At 44.5% G+C, this 17,724-nt stretch carries 16 protein-coding genes; 13 read left to right on the top strand and 3 right to left on the bottom strand.

Going from position 1 to position 17,724, the window contains the following annotated elements; all coding sequences use genetic code 11:
• The first annotated feature begins 84 nt into the window (after positions 1-84).
• Positions 85-537, top strand: coding sequence for a pyridoxamine 5'-phosphate oxidase family protein (locus JNUCC31_RS04835; RefSeq protein ID WP_062326444.1), 453 nt, complete (start codon positions 85-87; stop codon positions 535-537).
• A 7-nt stretch (positions 538-544) separates the two neighbouring features.
• On the opposite strand, the gene JNUCC31_RS04830 is transcribed toward JNUCC31_RS04835, so the two are convergent.
• Positions 545-1,228, bottom strand: a complete 684-nt coding sequence (locus JNUCC31_RS04830; protein WP_192268992.1) for a YhcN/YlaJ family sporulation lipoprotein — start codon at positions 1,226-1,228, stop codon at positions 545-547.
• A gap of 238 nt (positions 1,229-1,466) precedes the next feature.
• On the opposite strand from JNUCC31_RS04830, the gene JNUCC31_RS04825 reads away from it, so the two are divergent.
• Both JNUCC31_RS04825 and JNUCC31_RS04820 read left to right on the top strand, forming a co-directional pair.
• Positions 1,467-2,801: a PhoH family protein gene (locus JNUCC31_RS04825; protein WP_192268990.1), complete on the top strand. Its 1,335-nt coding sequence runs from the start codon at positions 1,467-1,469 to the stop codon at positions 2,799-2,801.
• Between the two features lie 222 nt (positions 2,802-3,023).
• Positions 3,024-4,304, top strand: coding sequence for an extracellular solute-binding protein (locus tag JNUCC31_RS04820; RefSeq protein WP_192268988.1), 1,281 nt, complete (start codon positions 3,024-3,026; stop codon positions 4,302-4,304).
• On the opposite strand, the gene JNUCC31_RS04815 is transcribed toward JNUCC31_RS04820, so the two are convergent.
• Together JNUCC31_RS04815 and JNUCC31_RS04810 are read right to left on the bottom strand one after the other, a co-directional pair.
• The gene (locus JNUCC31_RS04815) at positions 4,296-5,375 is read right to left on the bottom strand and encodes a coiled-coil domain-containing protein (RefSeq protein WP_192268986.1); all 1,080 of its coding nucleotides are present in this window, start codon (positions 5,373-5,375) and stop codon (positions 4,296-4,298) included. The genes JNUCC31_RS04820 and JNUCC31_RS04815 overlap by 9 nt on opposite strands.
• Before the next feature lie 176 nt (positions 5,376-5,551).
• On the bottom strand, positions 5,552-5,788 hold the full coding sequence (locus JNUCC31_RS04810) for a DUF2626 domain-containing protein (RefSeq protein ID WP_053781237.1): 237 nt from the start codon (positions 5,786-5,788) through the stop codon (positions 5,552-5,554).
• Between the two features lie 313 nt (positions 5,789-6,101).
• On the opposite strand from JNUCC31_RS04810, the gene JNUCC31_RS04805 reads away from it, so the two are divergent.
• The 10 genes from JNUCC31_RS04805 to mraZ all read left to right on the top strand — a co-directional run bounded on the left by JNUCC31_RS04805 (position 6,102) and on the right by mraZ (position 17,724).
• The gene (locus JNUCC31_RS04805) at positions 6,102-6,752 is read left to right on the top strand and encodes an RsfA family transcriptional regulator (protein ID WP_192268984.1); all 651 of its coding nucleotides are present in this window, start codon (positions 6,102-6,104) and stop codon (positions 6,750-6,752) included.
• Between the two features lie 141 nt (positions 6,753-6,893).
• Entirely contained in the window at positions 6,894-7,865 is a 972-nt protein-coding gene (locus tag JNUCC31_RS04800) for a ketopantoate reductase family protein (protein WP_192268982.1), read from the top strand.
• On the top strand, positions 7,865-8,239 hold the full coding sequence (locus JNUCC31_RS04795) for a DUF3397 domain-containing protein (protein ID WP_192268980.1): 375 nt from the start codon (positions 7,865-7,867) through the stop codon (positions 8,237-8,239). The genes JNUCC31_RS04800 and JNUCC31_RS04795 overlap by 1 nt, the downstream gene beginning before the upstream one ends.
• A 151-nt stretch (positions 8,240-8,390) precedes the next feature.
• Positions 8,391-10,088, top strand: coding sequence for a peptide ABC transporter substrate-binding protein (locus JNUCC31_RS04790; RefSeq protein ID WP_192268978.1), 1,698 nt, complete (start codon positions 8,391-8,393; stop codon positions 10,086-10,088).
• A gap of 190 nt (positions 10,089-10,278) precedes the next feature.
• Complete coding sequence (locus JNUCC31_RS04785) at positions 10,279-11,211, top strand: ABC transporter permease (protein ID WP_192268976.1); 933 nt, start codon at positions 10,279-10,281, stop codon at positions 11,209-11,211.
• Positions 11,212-11,258: 47 nt separating this feature from the next.
• Entirely contained in the window at positions 11,259-12,140 is an 882-nt protein-coding gene (locus JNUCC31_RS04780) for an ABC transporter permease (protein WP_416234422.1), read from the top strand.
• A gap of 17 nt (positions 12,141-12,157) precedes the next feature.
• The gene (locus tag JNUCC31_RS04775) at positions 12,158-13,921 is read left to right on the top strand and encodes an ABC transporter ATP-binding protein (protein ID WP_192268972.1); all 1,764 of its coding nucleotides are present in this window, start codon (positions 12,158-12,160) and stop codon (positions 13,919-13,921) included.
• Between the two features lie 154 nt (positions 13,922-14,075).
• Positions 14,076-15,707, top strand: coding sequence for a bacillithiol biosynthesis cysteine-adding enzyme BshC (bshC, locus tag JNUCC31_RS04770; protein WP_192268971.1), 1,632 nt, complete (start codon positions 14,076-14,078; stop codon positions 15,705-15,707).
• A 41-nt stretch (positions 15,708-15,748) separates the two neighbouring features.
• The gene (locus JNUCC31_RS04765; protein WP_192268969.1) at positions 15,749-17,014 is read left to right on the top strand and encodes an adenosylhomocysteinase; all 1,266 of its coding nucleotides are present in this window, start codon (positions 15,749-15,751) and stop codon (positions 17,012-17,014) included.
• A gap of 272 nt (positions 17,015-17,286) precedes the next feature.
• A complete protein-coding gene (mraZ, locus tag JNUCC31_RS04760) occupies positions 17,287-17,724 on the top strand; it encodes a division/cell wall cluster transcriptional repressor MraZ (RefSeq protein ID WP_017687291.1) in 438 nt (145 codons plus the stop codon).

Genomic DNA, 17,724 nt, shown 5'->3' with positions numbered 1-17,724 from the left:
GATTGGAAGCAAGATTGGTGGTATGTTATAATAACATCAATAACGCATCAAGAATTGCATAAAGAAGATTAGGGGGCTGGTTGGATGTCCGAAGCCGTCACACAATTGACTGAATCTCTTCTACAGCAATTCAAGAACGAAACATTTGTGCTCCTGAGCACCGTGGACATTGAATCTGGAGGTCCGACATCAACGGCAATCTCCTGGATCTATGCGGAGAATGCTTCCACCCTTCGTGTGGCGATTGATCATCGTTCACGTCTCGTGAACAATATGATTGAGAATCCGGCTATTACCGTCACCATATTTGGAGAAGAAATGGTGTATGCTGTAAACGGACGTGCTTCGGTACGACAAAATCCGTTACAGGATGTTCCCTTTAACATGTGCTGCTTCGACATTTCCATTGAGGCGGTAAGGAATGCCCTTTTTTATGGAGCCCAACTGTCCTCTGTGCCGCAATATGTCAAAATATATGATCAGCGTGCTGCTGAGAAATTAGATGAGCAGGTGTTTACTGCCATGAAAAAAGCCTAGTGAGAGATCACTGGGCTTTTTGTTGTCTTTTGTCAGATGAATGCAGCTGCTGCATTTGTTGCTTATGTTCATCTGGATTTTGACGGACTTTGACATCTTTCGGCAGTTGAGGGATAATTCGTCCCACCATGTCGGCGAGCTCTGAAGCAAAGCCGGATATCGGGTGTCCTTGACGAATATGTTCACCAACTTCCTTAATACGTTCGGTAACATCGGCATCTGCGGTTACAATGGAATCCAAACCTTCCGGATCTTTGCGAAGGGCTTCGGCTACAGCATATTTGATCGTACCGACTTGTGCACGTTCCAGTTCACCATCCACATCAATGCCAACGACGGCTGTATTGCCAAGGATGACACAGTTGGCATCTTTGACACCTTCCACTTGCTTGGCAAGTGTTTTGAGGTGGGTGACCCTTTTTTCGTTTGGCATCCGCCCAGCCTGGGTGTTGTCCATGACGTTTTTCTCATGAACCTCACCTGTATTTTCGGTCAGGTGGTCCACAGCAGAAGGGTGCATCCGATCTGCCTGTGTATTGAGCATGTGAGATCCTTTCCGTTGATCTTGCCGAGTTGTTACATTTCCTCCGTATCCTTTCGCATGTGTCCCCTGATTCGGCGAAGCGTTACGAGTTGTGTTGCAGCCTGTAAGTATAAAGATCATAAGCAGCGTGCACACCCATATTTTCATAAATGTTCATCCTTTCTTGGAGTTTTTCAGAATGGTTGACAATTATTTTGTCCTAGTCGAATACATTTATGTATGGGAGCATGATTGTCCATGCCGCTGCTGAAGATCACACGATCAAAAACGAACTCGGGAAAGAAAAAAGGACTGCCCATGCATGGTGATACAATTGTATAATCTGGCATTCCTGAGTTCACGTTCTAGCCCATGCCTTTAACGACGCCGCTTTGGAGGGGATTGAATGAAAAAGATTTTTGTATTGGATACCAACGTGCTTCTGCATGACCCCAATGCCATATTTGCCTTTGAAGAACATGAGGTAATCATTCCCGCGGTTGTACTGGAGGAGATCGACTCCAAAAAAAGGAATGCCGATGAAATTGGCCGGAATGCCCGTAATGTATCGAGACTTCTTGATGGATTGCGTGAATTAGGACATTTGCACAGTGGTGTACCTTTGGCTAATGGAGGCAATCTGAAAGTGGAACTGAATCATCGCAGCTTTGTGAAAGTTCAGGAAATGTTTGGTGAGGTATCGAATGATAATCGAATTTTGGCCGTGGCCTTAAATTATCAAATTGAGGAAAATGAAAAAGAGATCGTTGAACGTCAGGTTGTACTGGTCAGCAAGGATGTACTTGTTCGTATCAAAGCGGATGTACTTGGGCTGTTTACGCAGGATTACTTATCAGATCGGACCGCAGGACTGAGTGAGTTGTACCCGGGCTATACGGCCCTGAAAGTCCACCCTTCGGTTATTGATGAGTTTTACACATATCGTTTTCTGCCAATCAAACCATTACAGTTGTCTTATTCACTTTACCCGAATGAATTTGTAATTCTCAAGGATGAGATGGGAACTAATAAATCGGCTTTGCTCAAAGTGAATACAGAGGGGACGAAACTGGAGCCGCTTTTCCTGAGCAATGATAATGTGTGGGGCATTGGCGCACGTAATGCGCAACAGCGAATGGCCCTGGAGCTGCTGCTGAATGATGATATTCCCCTTGTTACGATTACAGGAAAGGCGGGAACAGGGAAAACTTTGCTGGCGCTTGCTGCAGGTTTGCTTAAGGTGGAGGATGATCACAAGTACAAAAAATTATTGATCGCCCGTCCTGTCGTTCCGATGGGAAAAGATATTGGTTATCTTCCTGGGGAGAAGGAAGAAAAACTCCGACCGTGGATGCAACCGATTTATGATAATCTGGAATTTTTGTTTGATACCAAAAAAGCAGGCGACATTGATAAAATTTTGATGGGGCTTGGCAGTATTCAGGTTGAAGCCTTGACCTATATTCGTGGACGGTCCATTCCAGGACAGTTCATCATTATTGATGAAGCCCAAAACCTGTCTCGTCATGAAGTGAAGACCATTGTATCAAGGGTCGGTGAGGGCAGTAAAATTATTCTGATGGGTGACCCTGAGCAAATTGACCATCCTTACCTGGATTCAGCAAGTAATGGTCTGACGTATATTGTGGAGCGATTCAAGCAGGAGGGAATCAGCGGACACATTATGCTGGAAAAAGGAGAACGCTCCAAATTGGCTCAGCTTGCAGCGGATTTATTGTAAGGTTGAGAAGAGTTTATTTCCCGGAAAATGTTTCTAAAGAACCGGCTCTTGGAGCCGGTTTTTTTGCTGAAAAAATAAAAATCAGTTATTGCACAGAACTCGATATGCTCGAAGTATGCAAAATATCGGAAAACTGTTTTTTGGCAGGATAGGACAAGAGCACTACTTATTTGTTACAATGAGTGTTGCAGGAAAAAATTAGGGAGCAAGGAGGAGAAGTTAATGAAGCGTGGGCACCAGGTTATTTTGTTCGCAGTACTGCTGCTTTCGTTAACGATTCTGTCTCCCAGTTTTGACTTTAGAGGTTCACAGCTGAATCAGGAACGAGACCAGGAGAAAGATGCATTTCCCAACACATCATCGCGCAGCGAGGACCAACATGCCCCACTAGAGATTGTAGTCTCCATGTCAAAGACAGACTTCCAGTCGTTTGAAAGATTGGCTAATGAAGCAGCAGCTTCTCAACATGTGGAAATAAGTCTTCGTAATTTGGAGCCAAATACATATAAACGAGTGCTTGATAATCAATTTTCGGTAGGGGAGAGCGGGGATATCATTCTTCTGGATAGTGCGGAAGTTCAATATCATGCCAAAAAAGGACATCTGTATCCGTTAAATGGTACAACGCTGTCCAAGTCTTTGGGAGAAACCGTGGTCGGCTTGAGAGAAATGACAGAGTGGAATGGTTACCAATGGGGTATGCCGTTTGACTTTGACGCCTACGTACTCGCAGCTCGCTCTCCATTCCTGGACGAAGCTGGCTTGGCAGGTTTACCCGAAAACAAGGACCAGTGGATCAAACTTGTACAACAGGCAACGCAAGATGGAACGGATTTGATAAGAATAAACTTAAATGATCTTCATGCGGTAAGTGCGTGGCTGAATCAGTTTGAGCCAGGCATGGCCCCCAACAGAATTAAGAAAGCGCAAACTTCTTCGCAAACGGAGGCGTACCAACAGATCATACAGCTACTGGACCAAATCCAGTCGCATATTACGGTAGAATCAACAAATCCGACGATCTCTGCTTCTGGTGAGCAAACGGGTGCTCCTATGCTAGTCACGTTGCTGTCCCGTTTGTTGAGTGGAAATCAAGGCGTGGCAGGAGAAAAGGCTTCAACAGACAGGATAGCATTCAGTGCGTTGGAACCTCTAAGATCAAGAAGTCTTGTTATCGCAGCTGGCTCACTTGAGGCGGAAGAGGCCAGCCGCTGGATTGAAGGTATGACTTCCTCTTCCGTGCAATCGGAGTGGTACCAACAGGCTAAGTATTTACCCGCAAAGCAACAGGAACTAGATCTTGAGTCACAGAAACTAATAACGAAATATGATACGACTGATGTGAAATCCTGGTTTCCAGCTGAATCTTCACAGGCTGTAATGACGGAAAGCCTTATACTGACTTCTGCTTTTCAAAAGAAGATCCAACAACTTCTCGTGGGTGAGATTACGGCTAATCAATACGTAAAAAGCATTATTGCCTTGCAGATCTCGTCAAAATGAAATGGCGAGCTTCACTTCAAGTATACCTTCACTTGTGGATACCTCTGTGGCTTTAACAAAGGATAGAATTTTCTGTGGGTAAAATCCGAGATCGAATTCCCGCTCCAGCATATGGCGTGTAGTATCGGGTAGTTCCAACTGATTAAATACAAGTTTATCTACATGAAAACGAATGGAGTTTTGCGGTTCATTCTCTACCGTATAATGGCCTTCAATACTTAATTGCAGCTGATCACGCTGACCAGAGGCCGTAATTCGATCCTTTTCAAACTCAAAGGCGAAGTCTTCAAAGATGGGATTCTGGGAACGCAGAAACGTGTTTAGTTCATCTTGCCCAATTCGAATCGTGTACGTCTTTCCGGTAGTTGAGATTCCTCCGTTCTGCTCCTGAATGAACTGTGGCAGGTTCTGCATGGCAGCTGCCAATGCTTTGAAGTAGCGCTTGACCTCATATATGCCGATATTCTCCCAATAGCTGGTTAGCTCATCCATCAATTTTTGCATGACCGCAGCATCCCCGCTGGCGGCTACTTTTCCATCTACCTCTTTCTGCAATACAAGTACACGTTCCCGTTGATGCTGAAGATTGATTTTTAGTTCAGACAATTCTGAACGGGTCTGACTAATCTGTGAGGACGTTTGTTGCAAGCTGCGGTATCGATCCTGGTACTTGTCCAGTACAGCCTGATCCCTTCCCATGATGATCTGATAGTAGTCGAATAGAATAAACAGGTCTTTGAAAGATCTTGCTCCGAGTACAGTCATCAAGAGACTGTCTCGCTCTCCAGTATAGTAGGACCTTACCACAGCACCTGCCCGATCTTGCTGAATATGTATCTGTTCTTCCTGTTCCTGAAGCTGTAAGGACAACGCTTGGCGCTGTTCATCCAGCTGTTTTTGTCTTTCTCCAATCCGCTCGATTTCATGATCGATTTCAACGATGGATAGACTTTTTTGCAATATCTCATGAGTATCCTGAGGTGAAGACTCTCCATAGGCATATGTCGATGGCAGTTGGATAAATAATATAATACATACGATGAAGGCAGGAATGCCGTATCGGTGTTTCACCAATCATTCTCCTCTCGGTTAATATCTCAGGTACAGGCTATCTCTTTCAGACAATATATGAAACAAATATGTGAAATATCCTTAGTGGTTACATAACATAAAAGAACAATCATTTAATCTGGAATAACAAAAAAGCAATCCGACTGTAGCCGGATCGCTTTGATGCTGCTGGCGGATTAGAGCGGCAAATCCATTTGGAATACGGTCCAGTAGCTGAACCCTGTGAATGTCACGATCATATAACCCCAGAAGAGCAATATGTACGTTCGTTCGGTAAATTTCAAATATCCCAAAATGACAAAAAACGCAGTCTGCAGGAAAAAAAGCAAAGCCATTTCGACTAGGTCTCCCGCAAAAGCCATCAGGCCAATCGCAAGCGTGAAGAACCCGAGTACCCGAAACATGCGCGCCACGGTAAGTCCTCCTCTCCTATGTACGATCATAGATTGTCTACACAACATTATACCGGGAAAGGAAAAAGGTGTAAACAAAATTGGATATGAAAGCGAATTCTTTTTTTGTTGAAATGAATTAAAGTATGGCCTGTTTTGCATATGTCACGTATGAGTAGACTTAAATGTGGAAATACATTTTAGTATGAAATCAATTCTATGAACTCTATGAGAGGCATAAGAATGAATGAAGCAGCTTTTATACCTAATTCACAGGCCGGAAATCGGTCATGGGGACGGTTATTTTAGGATGTTGTTAGGAGGGTATTATAGCATGACTGCAGTGAGACAGGATGCTTGGAGTACAGAGGACGATTTGATTTTGGCAGAGGTTACTTTGCGTCATATTCGGGAAGGGAGCACACAACTGGCTGCTTTTGAAGAGGTAGGCGAAAAAATAGGCAGAACTTCAGCCGCTTGCGGTTTTCGCTGGAACAGTTGTGTTCGTAAGAAGTATGAGTCTGCTATTAGCAATGCCAAGGCTCAACGTCAAAAACGGAGCTATCTTCGCAAGCAGCCAGCTTTGCTTGGACCACAGGTGGCAGCATTGTCCACACTGGATACAGAGGATAATCTGTACAAGACAGATGGAATCTCGGAAGACTCTCTTTCCATTGATGCCGTAATTCGTTTCTTGCGTCAATGGAAGGGGACAGCCCAGGAGAATAGTCGCCAGCTTAAGATGCTTGAGAAGGAGCTGCGGGAAAAAGAGGATGAACTTCATGAACTCCGCTGCGAAAATGATCGGCTGTCCAAGGAAGTAAATGAAGTGCAGACAGACTATCGTGTGGTGAACGACGATTATAAAGCGCTGATTCAGATTATGGATCGCGCTCGCAGACTTGCATTTTTGACGGAAGAGGAAGAAGAACTCAAAACAAGATTCAAAATGGATGCCAACGGAAACCTGGAACGAATTGAATAACAAAAAAATGTGTTTGATTCTCTGTTTAGATCAAGCCCGTCACACCTTCGTTATATAACGGCAGGGATGACGGGTTTTTTGTTTGCTGTTTTTGTTCTATTATATATGAAAGAACTTTTTGAGCAGAGGTAGGGATGCTGCATGATCATTGACGTTGTAGGAGCAGGGTCGCTGGGTCTTTTATATGGAGGGAAACTTCTTGCTGCTGGTTACGAGGTTCGATTCTGGACCAGAACGGCTGAACAGGCAGAGAAACTGAATAGAGAAGGCTTTAAAGTGATCGAGGGGGGAAGAATCAAACAGATTCCTCCTAGCCTGATTCAAGCCGATGAGATTAAAGCCTTATCCCGAAGACAAGCACAACCTGAACAGTTACCTGGGGAATGGCTGCTTTTAATGGTGAAGCAGACGGCGGTACATGATGTCATTCGTGAAATAAAGGCCTTGAAGACCAAGCCCCTGAATATAGCATGTTTTCAAAACGGTATGGGGCATTTGGAGGACTTACAATGGAGTATGCCGCATTGCAATATATGGAGTGTCATAACCACAGAGGGTGCAAAACGTGAGCAAGATAGGGTCATCAGGGCAGGCAGGGGAGAGACTTGGTTGGGCAAAAGTGCAAATGTATGTCCTGCATCTCAAACTCCGGCGGATCAGAATGAGTTAATTCATTTAACGGGACTTTTGCAGCAGGCAGGATTTGACTGTACAGTGTCGAATGAAATCGATAAGCTGATATACAGAAAACTTTTGATTAACGCTGTCATTAACCCTCTTACTGCCCTGTGGCGTATACCCAACGGTGAGTTAATCACGAAGAAGGAACGGATCGTGTTGATGCGTCAGCTATATGACGAGGCAATGATGACATATGAAGCAAGCGGAATCGTTTTGGACGTGGATGTATGGGAGCAAATCCTCTCTGTCTGTCATTCTACTGCCTCAAATACTTCCTCCATGTTATCGGATGTTTTGAATGGAAGACAGACAGAGGTCCGATCCATTAACGGGCAAATTGTAAGCATGGCACGTCGGTGTGGTTTGACTGCTCCGATGCATGAATTACTGCTTCATCTGATTGAAGGCATGCAACCGGAAGGAGTGAGTTGATGGGATTTTTTATTGTGCTGAGCATACTGCCGTTTTTTCCGTTTTTACTTGTTTACTGGATCATGTACGGGTGGAAGAAAGATAAGCGAGCAGCGTTACGATCCGCGATGGATGTGACAACCGTATTTCTTATTTTCTCCGTTTCGGCGTTATTCAACTTAACATTTGATTCGAATTTCGGATTTTATTTAACGCTTATACTCATACTAATAGCCCTTGGATTTATCGGAGGGGCTCAAAATCGCCTAAAAGGAAAGGTCGATGGGGGTAGAATGTTCCGGGCCGTTTGGCGCATGGCTTTTGTAATGATGAGTTTTGGGTACATTTTGTTTACTATATTTGGATTATTTAGATACTTCATGAAACAGATGTGAGGATACATAACGCAAGAGGGCTAAAAAATGTGTCGATTTTGTCGAATACTGAAAAAAACATTACTTTCTGAAAAAGTAATGTAGATTTTTTTGACCGGTGGTTGTATAATCTATAAACATAAACCATATCAATTTAGGGGGAAAGTGTTAGATGAAAAGGAAAAGTCTATTAGTCCTTTTGACGCTAATTTTGGCGTTCGGTACCGTACTTGCAGCGTGCGGATCGAAAAACGAAGGCACAGGTAACACCGATACTGGTTCTGCAGGCGAGAGCAATGGTCTTGCGAAAGATCAAGTGCTGAAAATTAACCTGACAGCTGAACCTCCTACGTTGGACCCGGCTCAAGCTAAAGACAGCCAAACCAACACGGTTCTGAAATTCTTGTATGAAGGTCTTGTTCGTATCGACGCTGATGGTAAAGAAGCTCCGGGCGTTGCAAAAGACTGGGTAATTTCTCCAGATGGTCTGAAATACACGTTTAACCTGGACCCTGAAGCAAAATGGAGCAACGGTGATGCAATCACTGCCGAAGACTTTGTACGTTCTTGGGAACGCGCTTTGAAACCGGAAACAGCTTCTCCATATGCTTACCAATTGTACTACATCAAAGGTGCTGAGGGTTACAACCTGAGCAAAGACGAAAAATATAAAGGTACTAAAATCACAGATTTCTCTCAAGTAGGTGTTAAAGCTACTGACGAGCACACGCTGGAAGTAACGTTGGAAAACCCAACACCTTACTTCTTGGGTCTGACAGCATTCTACACGTACTACCCAGTACACAAGTCTGCTGATACCAATGATAAATTCTTCACTGATTACAAAAATATGATCGTTAACGGACCATTCACAATGGATCAGTACGCTAAAGGTCAAAAAATCGTTGTTAAGAAAAACGAAGGCTACCATGCAGCTTCCGATATCAAGTTGTCTGAAATCAACATGTCTTTGACAAGCAGCAGTGCTTCCGAACTGCAAGCTTATAAGTCTGGACAACTGGACTACACAGGTAATCCAAATGGTGAGATTCCAACAGACCAAATTCCTTCTGTAAAAGCAGAATTGCCGGACGAGTTTAAAGCTACTGGTATTGCAAGTACGTACTACTACCAGTTCAACGTTAATGAAGCTCCATTCAACAACGCTAAAATTCGTAAAGCATTTGCAATGTCTATCGAGCGTCAGTTGATCGTTGATAAAGTAACACAAGGTGGACAAATTCCTGCATTCGGCTTTGTACCTCCAGGTATCCGCGGTGAAAACGGCGAGTTCCGTGATGAGCACAAAGACGACTACTTCACTGAAAATGTGGACGAAGCTAAAAAATTGCTTGCTGAAGGTATGAAAGAAGAAGGCTACACAACGTTGCCTGCAGTAACTTTGATCTACAACACTAGTGACAATCATGCGAAAATCGCGCTTGCTGTTGCTGACATGTGGAAGAAGAACCTTGGTGTTGACGTGAAAACGGAAAACCAAGAGTGGGGCGTATTCCTTGAGAACCGTCAAAACCAAAACTTCCAAATCGCTCGTGCGGGCTGGTCTGCTGACTATAACGATCCGTACAACTTCTTGGAAATGTGGACTACTGGAAACACAAACAATGATTCCAAATTCAGCAACGAACAGTATGACAAAGATGTTAAAGAAACTGTAAAATCTGCTGATCCAGCAACACGTATGGCTGCATTTGCTGATGCTGAGAAAATTCTGGTTCAAGACGAAATGGGCGTATTGCCGATCTACTACTACACTAACGTATCTTTGACTAAGCCTTATCTGAAAGGCGTACAACTTGATTTCAGTGGAGCTATTGACTTCACTCGTGCATATCTGGAAGAGAAATAAGTTGTTCTGAAGTCTAATATGATTGCTTCGGGATATATATGTGGAATTCCATATATATCCCGATTTTTTTGTATGTACACCGATTTTCCTTATAATTCTTGAAATTTCCGATAAATGGATTGGACTTTATTTCTGTCTAAATCTACAATCGATTTGTATACAAAATATTGTTTGTGGAGGTGTGCAAGGGTTGGTTAAGTACGTTTTGAAAAAACTGCTATTTATGCTGCTATCACTTTTCATACTCGCATCAGCAACCTTCTTCCTGATGAAGGCCATTCCGGGTGACCCTTTTACATCCGAGAAAAAAGTATCACCCGAAATTCGGGCACTTTTGGAAGTGAAGTATGGTTTAGACAAACCGATGTATGAACAATACCTGAAGTATATGGGCGGAATCATCAAAGGTGATTTCGGGGTTTCGATGAAATACCTGAATCAGGATGTATCTGACATGATCACTCAAACGTTTACAGCATCATTGAAGCTGGGAATCTTTGCGATCATTATCTCAATTATTGTGGGTGTTCTGCTGGGACTTCTTGCCGCAGTTTACCATCGCAAGCTGATTGATGATGTAACAATGATTTTAGCTGTTATTGGTATTGCAGTTCCGAGCTTCTTGCTCGCTTCGTTGCTCCAATACGTCTTCGCCTTTAAGTTCGGCTGGTTTAACGTTATGGGCTTCGATGGTCCACTCGACTATGTGCTTCCGGTTGCAGCCCTGTCCGCATCTCCAATTGCCTTTATCGCGCGTTTGACGCGTTCAAGCATGTTGGAAGTGTTGCATGCAGACTACATCAAGACAGCCAAAGCCAAAGGTTTGAAATGGCCTGCTATCATGTTTAAACACGTTTTACGGAACGGAATTCTGCCAGTCGTTACTTATGTTGGTCCGATGACAGCGAATATTATTACAGGTTCCGTAGTTATTGAGCAGATCTTTAATATTGGTGGAATTGGTAAAGTATTCGTAGAGAGTATTACGAATCGTGATTATACGATGATTATGGGGATTACAATTTTCTATGGTATCCTCTTGATGCTTGCACGTTTCCTGACAGATATTGCTTACGTTTTGATCGATCCTAGAATTAAGCTAGAAAGCCGGAAGGGGGCATAACGTTGTCTGGCACGAATAACAACAATAAAGAAACAGCGAACACAGGCCTGGATAGTCAGGCAGCGTTGAAATCGCAAGAGAGTGTATCGCTATTCAAAGACGCTATGTACAGACTTGCAACCAACAAGGCCGCTATGATTAGTTTGGCTGTTCTAGTCCTTGTTGTCATTTTCTCAATGATTGGTCCAACTTCGTTATTCTCAAGCTATAATTATTATTCCAATGATCTATTGAATGCCAACGCTGCACCGAGTGCTGAACACTGGTTTGGAACAGATGAATTGGGTCGTGATGTATGGGTAAGAACCTGGGTAGGTGCACGTGTGTCTCTTACTGTAGGTTTAGCCGCTGCTTTAATTGACCTTGTCATCGGTGTAATTTATGGGGCAATTATGGGCTTCTACGGTGGACGTGTTGATGGTATCATGAACAAGTTCTCCGAGATCTTGTACTCCCTGCCTTACATGCTCGTTGTTATCCTGTTGCTGGTTGTATTGGAGCCAAGTTTAACGACCATTATTATCGCCCTTACCATTACAGGCTGGATCAGCATGTCCTGGATTGTACGTGGTGAGATTATGCAACTCAAAAACAGAGACTTTATTCTTGCGGCTCGTTCCATGGGCGCAAGCACAGGACGTCAGCTTTTCCGTCATTTGTTGCCAAATGCTGTCGGACCCATTCTCGTTACATTGACGTTGTCAATTCCAAATGCCATCTTTGCAGAAGCGTTTCTGAGCTTCCTGGGCTTGGGTGTTTCGGCACCAAGATCTTCACTTGGGTCAATGATCAATGACGCTTTAACAGGCTGGACGCTGTATCCTTGGCGGATGTGGTTCCCTGCAGGTCTGATGGTTATGACAATGCTCGCATTTAACTTGCTTGGTGACGGCTTGCGCGACGCGCTTGATCCGAAATTACGTAAATAGAAATAGGAGGTGGGATTATGGAGCCGATTTTAACAGTCAAAGATCTGAGTGTGTCATTTACAACGCGTTCTGGTGAATTTGATGCCGTTAAAAATGTGAGTTTTGAACTTGGCAAAGGAGAGACGCTGGGGATCGTAGGTGAATCTGGTAGTGGTAAGAGTGTTACTGCCCAAACCATCATGAAATTGATTCCCTCCCCGCCTTCGAAGGTCAAAAGCGGAGAAATTACTTTTCACGGGCAGGACCTGCTGAATAAGACAGATAAACAGATGGAAGCCATCCGTGGTAAAGATATCGGCATGATCTTCCAGGATCCAATGACTTCTTTGAATCCTACCATCAAAATTGGTAAACAAATTACCGAAGTATTGCGCAAGCATCAGAATATGTCCAAAAAAGAAGCTGAAAAAAGTGCATTGGAAATGCTTGAACTTGTAGGCATCAAAAATGCGGAAGCACGTATGAACCATTATCCGCACCAATTTTCCGGTGGTATGCGTCAGCGTGCTATGATTGCGATTGCCCTGGCATGCCGTCCATCCCTTCTGATTGCGGATGAACCAACAACTGCACTCGACGTAACGATCCAGGCACAAATCTTGGATGTGATGAAGGACATGCAGCAAAAGCTGGGAACTTCGATCATGCTTATCACGCATGACCTTGGAGTAGTTGCAGGAATGTGTGACCGTGTTGTCGTTATGAAGGAAGGCGAAGTTGTTGAAACAGGGACAACTGCTGAAATCTTCAGTAACCCTCAGCATCCTTACACAATTAAATTGCTGAATGCTCTTCCTCGTCTGGACGAGCCTAAGAAAGAAAAGCCTACTCCAGTTGGTATTATCAAAGGTGCCAACAAGCCGCTGGTTCAAGTGAAGAACCTGAAACAATACTTCAATTTGGGTAAAGGCAACATTCTCAAAGCGGTTAATGATGTTAGCTTTGATATTTTTGAAGGCGAAACACTTGGAGTTGTAGGGGAGTCTGGCTGTGGTAAATCCACAACTGGCCGTACGATTCTTCGCCTTTATGAGCCAACAGGCGGAAACGTTAACTTTAACGGAACAGATATCTATAAGCTGTCCCCACGCAAAATGAAAGAAATGCGTAAAGATATGCAAATGATTTTCCAGGATCCATATGCGTCTTTGAATCCACGTTTCAATGTTATGGATATTATCGGTGAATCCCTCGATATTCATGGTCTGGCGTCAAGCCGGACAGAGCGGAAGAGACGTGTTGAAGAACTGCTTGATCTTGTAGGTCTGAATCCTAGCCATGCACTCCGTTATCCACATGAATTCTCAGGTGGTCAAAGACAACGGATCGGGATTGCCCGTGCATTGGCTGTAGACCCTAAATTCATCATCTGTGATGAGCCATTATCTGCATTGGACGTGTCCATTCAGGCTCAGGTCGTTAATTTGCTGGAAGAACTTCAGCAGCGCCTCGGCTTGACATACCTGTTCATTGCGCATGACTTGTCCATGGTTAAGCATATCAGTGACCGTGTAGCTGTAATGTACATGGGTAAAGTGGTGGAGTTGGCAGAAAGTGAAGAACTGTATGCTAATCCGATTCACCCTTACACCAAAACATTGCTGTCTGCGATCCCTGTACCTGATCCGGAAGTAGAAGCGAGCAAACGTCGCATTCTGCTGCCGGAAGAACAAGCAAATAAAAATGGATCTGGTGGTCCTGCAAATGATCCTTACAACCTGCAGAATGCTCAATTGATTGAGGTTTCCAAAGGTCACTGGGTTGCAGAACCTTACGTATAAAAAGTACAATTTTCATTTGGACTTATCCATAAATATCAAACCGCCGACTTTGTTCGGTGGTTTTTTATTTTTTGATGCACTTTCTTTTGACGAAGAGGGCACTCATTCGGTACAATCAAGAAAGGCTCTTTGAAGCAGATAGGAGGCAGACCTCATGAAAGGTATGACCGAGGCACTCCGCAGCGGAACGCGACTTGCAGAAGACTATGTCTGTTCAAGGGATGCTGCGCGTGGCCTTTACGAATATGATATACGCTGGGAATCGGGGCTGCATACACGTGCCGAGTGGCTGGACCAATCGGAAAACACACGCATACCCCGTCAAAGCCTGGCAGAATATCTACGTATATATAATAAGCGGGTGAACGATCATAGTGCAGTACATGAGTCCATCACTCGTCTCGCGGAACAAGATGCGTTGGTTGTTACGGGAGGACAGCAAAGCGGCCTGCTTACAGGTCCGTTGTTTGTAATTTACAAAGCAGCAAGTGTGGTTGCAGCTGCGCGGGAAGCGGAGAACAGGCTACAACGGCCAGTCGTTCCCGTTTTTTGGATTGCAGGAGAAGACCATGACTGGGATGAAGTGAACCACACATACTTGCCTGACGCCAGCGGGGACATGAAGAAGATCAAGTTACAAGGGCGGTTTGCAGGCAGGGATTCCGTGAGTTATGTCCGTGTGGAAACGGAACAATGGATGACTGTGCTGGAGCAGGTGGAGCAGTTGTTACCGGATACAATACACAAACCAGGTTTAATGAAGCTGATTACCGAGATACATCAATCCAGCTCGAACCTAAGTGATGCATTTGCCCGATTAATTTCAGCCTTGTTTGGCAGCACTGGACTTGTTCTGATGGATGCCGCAGATCCAGACTTGCGCAGGCTTGAGCAGCCTGTATTTGAGCGTTTGATTCGTGAAAATGGGACCTTACGGCAAGCATATGCACAAGGTGCCTCCGCGTTGGAACAAGCCGGATATGCCATGCCAGCTGAAGTCGCGGAAGATGGGGCCAATCTGTTTTACATACATGATGGGGCACGGTTGCTTCTGATGTTGAAAGACGGCTTGTACAGCGACCGTAAAGGTCTGGTTTCGTTTACAGAAGAGCGACTGCTTCAGGAGTTGGCTGAACATCCCGAGCGGTTTAGCAACAATGTATTGACACGGCCATTGATGCAAGACTCCATATTGCCTGTAGCGGCTGTTATTTTGGGTCAGGGGGAGATTGCCTATTGGGGATTGACGCGTGAAGCGTTCCGGCAGTTCGGATTGCAGATGCCTATTTTGCTGCCGCGCTTGTCCTTTACCATTTTGGAAGATGTTCATCGCAAACATATGGAGCAGTACGGTCTTTCTTTCCAGGACGTTCAATATCATATGGAAGATAGGAAGAAGCAATGGCTGGCACTGCAGGAGACCTTCCAGGTGGATGAACAGTTTGGGAGAGTTCAACAAGCGTTCGCCGATCTATATCAACCATTGCTTGACCAGATTGCAGAGATTCATCCTGGTCTGGACCGAATTGGAGAAACCAATGTAGGCAAAATCAGCGAACAGATACAGTATCTACAACAGCAGACCCATAAGGCGATCAAAGAAAAACACAATGTGAGCCTAAGGCACTGGAACGGAATTCAGAATTCACTTTTTCCCATGAACAAACCGCAGGAACGAGTACATAGTGCGCTCTTTTACCTGAATCGTTATGGAACCGAGTGGATTGGGCAGCTGATTGAAAGTCAGTGCGAATTCCGTGGACAACACCAAGTGATCACATTGTAGTGACCTTTATAATAGTAGGAATATATTGAGGGGGAAAAGGAATGACAACACCTGCTTTGCAAAACAGTATTGTGAAGGATATGGGACTTGCTTCGGAAGGTCATTTAAAAATTGATTGGGTAGAAGCGCATATGCCGGTATTGAACCGCATTCGTCGCCAATTTGAAGAAGATCTGCCGTTTAAAGGCTTGAAAGTAGCAATTTGTCTCCACCTTGAGGCTAAAACGGCTTATCTGGCAAAAGTCATTCAGGCTGGTGGTGCAGAAGTTACCATTACGCATAGTAACCCATTGTCAACACAGGACGATGTCTGTGCAGCTCTGGTTGAAGATGGAGTTACGGTGTACGCCAAACATAATCCGGATCCTGTTGAATTCAAGGAATTGCAGCTCCGTGCACTGGAGGTAAAACCTGACCTGATTATTGATGATGGTGGGGATTTCGCCACAATTATTGCATCGGAGCGTCCGGATCTTGCTGCCACCATTCGTGGTGGAGCAGAGGAAACGACAACGGGCATCATTCGTCTGAAAGCTTTGGCGAAAGAAGGCCAATTGCGATTCCCGATGGTTGCAGTCAATGACGCTTATTGCAAATACCTGTTTGACAACCGTTACGGTACAGGTCAATCTGCATTTGACGGGATCATCCGTACAACGAATCTGGTCGTTGCAGGCAAGAATGTGGTTGTAGCGGGTTACGGTTGGTGTGGTAAAGGCGTAGCGATGCGAGCCAAAGGATTGGGAGCGAATGTAATCGTAACGGAAATTGATCCTATCAAGGCTGTAGAAGCGCATATGGACGGATTCCGTGTTATGACCATGGTGGAAGCAGCCAAGCTGGGTGATTTTTTCATCGCGGTTACGGGCAATAAAGATGTGATTACTGGAGAGCATTACGATGTAATGAAAGATGGAGCGATCCTGAGCAATGCTGGACACTTTGATGTGGAAGTGAACAAACCTGAGCTTGCCAAACGTTCGGATTCAATCCGCACAGTACGCCGCAACATTGAAGAATATCGTTTCAAAGATGGTCGTAAAATGTATTTGCTGGCTGAAGGACGTCTTGTAAACCTGGGTGCAGCAGATGGACATCCTGCCGAGATTATGGATACGACGTTTGCTTTGCAGGCGCTGGGTCTGCGTTATGTAAGCGAGAACTATGAGAGCTTGGGTAAAACCGTTGTTAATGTACCTTATGACATCGACCAGCAGGTCGCAAGTTACAAATTGGAAAGCTTGAACATTGCCATCGACTCCCTGTCAGCGGAGCAGGAAAAATATCTGGATAGCTGGAAATTCTAAGAGGAATCCATTAATTACAAGCTGATAAAGTGATTCAAAGGGTTTACAATGGTTAATTGATGAATGGCTCATATGCGGTGTACGTGCGATTGTTCGTAAACGGGAAACGTCTTTGATCCTGACTGACAGGATCAAAGACGTTTTTTTGCAATTACGAAATTAAAAAAGTAAAGCAAGCAAGAAGGGTTTTGATTTTTTTGTGCGAATCTATTATGCTTAGGTGGTGGAAAGTGGGGCAAAGTGGGAGAAACGGGTGAGGAGTGAGTGGGCCAATGTTTATGGGGGAGTTCCAACATAGCATTGATGATAAGGGTCGGGTTATTATTCCGGCTAAATTCCGCGAATCTCTGGGACCTTCTTTCGTTGTCACACGGGGTTTGGACCAGTGTCTTTTCGTGTACCCCATGGAGGAGTGGGGGGTCATGGAACAGAAGCTCAAAGCACTGCCATTAATGAAATCTGATGCACGTGCGTTTACCCGCTTTTTTTTCTCGGGTGCCACCGAATGTGAATTGGACAAACAGGGCAGGGTAAATTTGCCGGGCAATCTTAGAGAGTATGCCAAGCTGGACAAAGATTGCGTTGTCCTTGGTGTGTCGAACCGGGTGGAGATTTGGAGCAAAGGCATATGGGAGAGTTATTTCAATCAATCCGAAGAAGCATTCAACGACATTGCCGAAAAGCTGGTCGATTTTAATTTTGATCTATAA

It is taken from the genome of Paenibacillus sp. JNUCC-31, from assembly GCF_014844075.1.
Classification (GTDB): domain Bacteria; phylum Bacillota; class Bacilli; order Paenibacillales; family Paenibacillaceae; genus Paenibacillus.
This window is presented reverse-complemented; position numbering and strand designations above follow the sequence as displayed.